This is a genomic window from Nonomuraea sp. NPDC003201, assembly GCF_053590415.1.
Genome location: NZ_JBSFTC010000510.1, coordinates 1 through 5317, shown reverse-complemented (window position 1 = coordinate 5317; position 5317 = coordinate 1). Strand labels below are relative to the sequence as shown.

Genomic DNA, 5317 nt, shown 5'->3' with positions numbered 1-5317 from the left:
CGGATGGCGACACGGAGCGGTTGAGCATCAGCCCCGCCGCCATCAGCCCCGCCGCCATCAGCCCCGCCGCCATCAGCCCCGCCGCCATCAGCCCCGCCGCCATCAGCACCGTCGCGGGCAGCACCACGGCGTGCGCGACCACCATCGCGACCGTCCAGCCCACCAACGGCCCAGGGAGCGCGGACAGCAGCGCGAACTGCCCGTTGACCAGGCCACCCACCACGATGGCCGGTGGTAACGACGCGATGAGGGCGGGCGCCGCCAGGCGTGCCAGGTGCCGTCCCGTCCACCGGGCGCTCTGCAACAGGACACTGGTGCGCCATATCTGACCGACGGTGTCAGAGATTGTCATCCTGGAGATCCTGCCACCGAAGATCTTCGTCCGAGCGATGCCCGGCTCGGCCCCTGAGACTGGTAAAGATCGATGATCATGGAGGGGGACGGCCGGAGTACGGCGGAAGGACACCGCGGGTGGTCGCCACGCGGCCGGGTCACCTACCCTGGTCGGCCAGGGAACGTGGACGGGGATCCGGCTGGTGGCACTGTGGCGATCCGACCGCGCCGTCCGGCTCGCGCCGGTCGGCGCGGTCGGGTGCGCGGGCCTGCTGCCGCTGCTGCAGGTGGCGCTGGCCTTCAGCTACCCGGACAACGACGTCCGCACCGGACTGTGGAGCCTCGCAGTGACCGTGGTGTACCTGCCCCTACACCTGCGTCACGTCTGGTACGCGGCCCGCGGCGTCCGCCTGCCGGCAGGCGGGTGGACGTTCGCGGCGATGGCCGTCGTCCTCCTCGCCGCCATAAGAATCCCCGCACCGCCATGCGCGACGTCAAACCCGGTGCCGAAGCCATCGCCGCCGTCACCGAGCACCTCGCCCCGCCCCGCCGCCGGCACTGATCGCGGCGGCCATCCTCACCCCTCGCGGCCGCGCACCGGGGCGGCCAGAAACCGTCGGCCTCCACCGCTACCGTGTCCGCATGCCCGCACGGTCCAATGACTTCCAGGCGGTCGTCTACTTCATCCGGTCACATGTCGATGCCGACGCCGTGGTCACCGAGTCAGCGATGCTGCCCGACCGTACAGGGGCGGGCCTGCGTGAAGTCGACGTCCTCATCACCAGCCGTGCTCGTGATGGCCGCGGCCACGTGTTCCCCGCGAGCGCCGACAGCCACATGATCTGGTACGGGCCCGACTATCCGCGCACCGCCGCCAAGATGCGCCGCTTCCTCGCCACGGCCTGACGGTCAGGTTCCGCTGTGCCGAGCACTCCGAAGGCGGGTGAGGAGTCTTCGACATCGGCCGCGACACCACCGATGACCAAGGGGCCGGGTGCGCGTGAACGTGCCTTACGTGCCTGACAAGATCGTCTCGCTCTGACCTGCGAGAAGATACCAAGAACTCAAGATAACGATGGCAGCGAAGCGAGGACGTACGACCTGGAGGTGTGGCGAGCGACGGCCATACTCGGCAACGAGGAAGGCCGGAGTGGCTCTCGAATTCGCCGGCACGAGCCCGGCTCGAGAGCCGTAGCGCGGCTCTCAAAGAGGGCGACATGTGGCTTCCGGTGTCACCGACATAGCCAGAAGTCGATGGCATGGAGTCCACAACCTCTTAACACCACGTCCACGGCGCGCTCAGTGAGGGCCGGAGCGGAGCGCATCGTGCCTGAAGTTCTTGGGTGAGGTGCCGAACGCCTTGCGGAAGGCGCGGCTGAAGTCCGCGGGGTGGGAGAAGCCCCAGCTGGCGGCGATGCCGTGGATGGGGATGTCGCGCATGACGGGGTCGGCCAGGTCGCGGCGGGCGCGTTCGAGGCGCTGGGTCCTGATCCAGGTGGAGACCGTCGTGCCCTGCTCCTGGAAGAGCCGGTGCAGGTAGCTGAGGGAGATGTGGTGCGCGGCTGCGAGCACGCCGGGGGTGAGATCGGGCTCACGCAGGTGCTGCTGGATGAAGGCCTGGACGCGCAGGGCGAGGGTGTGCCGGTGCGCCCCGGCGGCCGGAATGGCGGGATCGGTTTCGAGGGCGTGCGCGAACAGCGCGTCGATCAAGCCGAGGAGCACCATGCCCACGCGCGGGCCGTCGGCGGGCTGGTAGGAGTCCGCGCCGTGGCTGGCCAAGGTGGTGACGAAACCGGCCAGTAGGGCGCCTACCCCGTCGTCGCCGGGGATGCTGCGGCCGAGGATCCGGTCCACGTGACTGGTCGGTAGCGACAGGAGCGGCTTGGGGATGGTAACGGTGGCGTGCTGGAACGGGGTCCTGCCGTCGGGTGTCAGGAAGTCGCACTGTTTCAGGCGCGAGATGTCGTGGACGAACAGGTCCCCTACCCCGGAGGCGACCTGCCTGTCGTTCCAGGTGGCGTGCAGGGTGCCCCGTAAGGGGATCTGGAGCTGGTACGCCTCGTCGTGCGCGAAGTCACGGGTGGGGGTCGGGTTGCGCCACATGTGCATGGGCGCGAAGGTCTTCCTGGCCACGCGCAGAGGGCCGAATTCCGTCTCGTGGTCGTCGGCGTAGAAGTCCTGTGCGTGATCGCTGGTCATCTCGAAGTCCGACCCACTGCAGATGCGCTCGCGCCAGCGTTCGAAGCGTTCCTTCGTGGGGATGTCGTCGACCCGGAAATCGTTCTCGATCACATCGTCCTTTCTTACGGGGTGCGAGGGACAACGGCTCCGCTAGCGTCGTCACGACACCGGAGCACACCGTGTACGCCCTGGGCCTTCGGCAGCAATGGGGCACCTCTATCGCGCGCACCTCGCCCGTGCGGCAGCGCGCGCCACCCTGCCCAACGACGTCGCGGCGAACAGGGTTCCGGCTCCAATCCTAGGATTCCCGGCCACCACGGCGGAATCGGGGTAAATGCCGGACAAGTCGGCACCTAGGTTCAGTGACCGGCGTCCGGCTTTTCGCGCAGACTCGCGCATGTTGCTCGGTCATCCGGCGAAACGTACCGTCGGGGCATACGCGGCCTCTCACGCCAGGCCGACGATTACAGAGCTCATCGGCTGGGCGACGATCGCCGCACCGGGCGCGCGCACCAGACTTGCGGAGGGGGCTGGTCCGAGATCATCGGCCAACCAGCGAGGGAGGTCATCGGGATCCGGACGGTGTCAGCCGTGCCCCATGGGGTGACGAACACGGTGACACTGCCTACGTTCTCCTTCCAGGACGTGGCGGCCACGACCAGCGAGCCGTCCAGAGGCACGTGATGCCTTTCGGCATGGCCGATGGATGCTCCCAGCTCCGCCGGGGAGAACGACACCTGTTTCCGCGCACCCGTGCCGAACCGCTCCCAGCGGTAGGCCCGCTCGGATTCTCTGTCAGAGCTGGAAACCATGTCGAGGAAGCCGCCATCGCCGAACACACCGGTCACCCTCTGTCGGTCGAGGATCTTTCCTGACGCCAGCTGACAAGGTTCCGGCTCAGCGCCCGCCGTCGACGGGGAACGGCGCCACCCGCCGATGGTGACGCCGCGGACGGTCCCCGGTGTCGTTGAGCAGGGACGGGGTGCCACACCCGCCGGACTGGAAGCGGCTGTAGCCGTGTAACCCAGTCGCGCCATGATCCGGGGTGCACAGTGCTTAACGCTCGGTCCACACAGTGGGGCGACGGTGTGCTCGCGAGATCGGCCATAGAGGGCAGTTATGACGGCAGGTATTGGACCGCGACACCGCCTGCGGACGACCATGATGATCGATTCAGGCCCACAGAGCGGGGAGACATCATGACCGAACAGCCGCAGCCGTCGAGGCGGGCCATCCTCACGAGCGGCGCCACGGGCGCGGTGGCGCTGGCCGCCGGAGCTGTGGCCACCGCCGTGCCCGCCTCGGCCAACACGCAGAACCCACCCGCCCCTTCCACGGGCAAGGCCGACCGCCGCGGGCGCTTCGCCGACAAGGTGGTGCTCATCACCGGGGCGACGTCGGGCATCGGCCAGGCCACCGCGTACGAGATCGCCAGGCAGGGCGCGCGCGTGTTCTTCTGCGGGCGGCGTGAGGAGCTTGGCCGGCGGCATGAGCGGGAGATCAGGCGGTTCGGCGGGGAGGCCACGTACATGCGGGCCGACGTATCGAAGGAGGACGACGTGCGGGCGTTCGTGAGTGAGTGCGTACGCCTGTACGGGCGCGTCGACATCGCCTTCAACAACGCCGGCATCGAGAGTCCCAAGGCCGCGCCGCTGCACGAGCAGACGCTGAGCGACTTCGAGCAGGTCTGGCGCACGAACGCGGCCGGGGTGTTCCTGGCGATGAAGTACGAGATCCCGCACATGATCCGGCAGCGCGCGGGAATCATCGTCAACACCGCCTCTATCTCGGCCGAGGTCGGCTTCGCGACGATCTCGCCCTACAACGCGAGCAAGCACGCGGTGGCGTCGCTGACCAAGGTGGCCGCGCTCGAGTACGCGGCCAAGAACATCCGCATCAACGCGCTTGCCCCGGGCGCCGTGGACACGCCGATGCTGGAGCGGGCGGCGAAGGCGTTCGGGGTGACGTACGAGCAGATCGCGCAGGACTACCCGATCAAGCGGATCGTGCGGCCTCAGGAGATGGCGCGGGTGGTGATGTGGCTGGCGTCCGACGACGCGACCGCCGTCCTCGGCACGGACATCGACGCCTCCGGCGGCTACCTCACCGGCTGACATCCGGTGACGTGCTGACCAGCGCACCGGCGGCGGCTCATGTTGCGCGTCGGCAGTGACGGCTCAGTCCAGGGCCGGTTTGGGCGCCCCATCGGGATTCCAAGTGAGCAGGAACTCCGGCTGGACGGAGACGTCGACGAACTCGATCCGCGGTCCGAGATCGGCTACGCGGTGGTAGGTGAAAGGGCGCCCGTACGGGCGGGCGGCTGAAATCCAGGGGACAGGCCTTCTCGACGAGCCGTCGCGAGCAGCCGTCGATGTCGCCGGCCCAGAATCCCACATGGCCGCAGCGGGCTCCCCCCACGAGGGTCCCACAGGCTCCCCGCGGGCCCTTCGAGTCGGCGCCAGTGCCGTTGTGGTCGCCGACGGCCAACGTCCAGCACCGACAGCAGCCCCTTGAACCGGATACGCGGCCACAGCGCGATCCCGGAAGCCAATCTTGTAGACGGTGCCGTTCACGAGATAGGCGGTGCGGTCTTCGCCGTGCCTGATCTCGTGCACGCTGGGGAGCCACCCGATGCCCTCGTCGGCGTCGGAGGCCCGCAGCGAGCCGGGTTGTTCACCCGATCCCGGAAAGCGGACTCGTCCAGAGCCTCGATGACAATCCACCCGTCATCGGCGAGGTCCTTGCGCCGCGCGATCGCGCCCGGCCAGCGTCAGTCGCGCGCCGGTGCCCGCCGGCGCCCGCG

General features: G+C 68.7%; 6 protein-coding genes. 3 read left to right on the top strand and 3 right to left on the bottom strand.

The window, feature by feature from the left end; all coding sequences use genetic code 11:
- Positions 1 to 352 (bottom strand): hypothetical protein (locus tag ACWDX9_RS59325; RefSeq protein WP_449972464.1); only part of this gene is annotated, 352 nt, incomplete at its 3' end.
- 184 nt (positions 353 to 536) lie between these two features.
- Here ACWDX9_RS59325 and ACWDX9_RS59320 point away from each other — a divergent pair.
- Positions 537 to 995: a hypothetical protein gene (locus tag ACWDX9_RS59320; RefSeq protein WP_449972461.1), complete on the top strand. Its 459-nt coding sequence runs from the start codon at positions 537 to 539 to the stop codon at positions 993 to 995.
- Positions 976 to 1239, top strand: coding sequence for a hypothetical protein (locus tag ACWDX9_RS59315; protein WP_449972458.1), 264 nt, complete (start codon positions 976 to 978; stop codon positions 1237 to 1239). The genes ACWDX9_RS59320 and ACWDX9_RS59315 overlap by 20 nt, the downstream gene beginning before the upstream one ends.
- A gap of 393 nt (positions 1240 to 1632) precedes the next feature.
- Here the strand turns inward: ACWDX9_RS59315 and ACWDX9_RS59310 are convergent, their stop codons facing one another.
- Both ACWDX9_RS59310 and ACWDX9_RS59305 read right to left on the bottom strand, forming a co-directional pair.
- Entirely contained in the window at positions 1633 to 2625 is a 993-nt protein-coding gene (locus ACWDX9_RS59310; RefSeq protein ID WP_449972455.1) for a helix-turn-helix domain-containing protein, read from the bottom strand.
- 362 nt (positions 2626 to 2987) lie between these two features.
- Positions 2988 to 3362 carry a hypothetical protein gene (locus ACWDX9_RS59305; RefSeq protein WP_449972453.1) on the bottom strand — a complete coding sequence of 125 codons (375 nt, stop codon included), beginning with the start codon at positions 3360 to 3362 and terminating at the stop codon, positions 2988 to 2990.
- Between the two features lie 351 nt (positions 3363 to 3713).
- Between ACWDX9_RS59305 and ACWDX9_RS59300 the strand changes: the two genes are divergently transcribed.
- Positions 3714 to 4628 carry an SDR family NAD(P)-dependent oxidoreductase gene (locus ACWDX9_RS59300; RefSeq protein ID WP_449972450.1) on the top strand — a complete coding sequence of 305 codons (915 nt, stop codon included), beginning with the start codon at positions 3714 to 3716 and terminating at the stop codon, positions 4626 to 4628.
- The last annotated feature ends 689 nt before the right edge of the window (positions 4629 to 5317 follow it).

Coding starts and splice junctions, on each gene's coding strand:
- ACWDX9_RS59315 (WP_449972458.1), top strand. CDS start 976: ATGCCCGCACGGTCCAATGACTTCCAGGCGGTCGTCTACTTCATCCGG.
- ACWDX9_RS59300 (WP_449972450.1), top strand. CDS start 3,714: ATGACCGAACAGCCGCAGCCGTCGAGGCGGGCCATCCTCACGAGCGGC.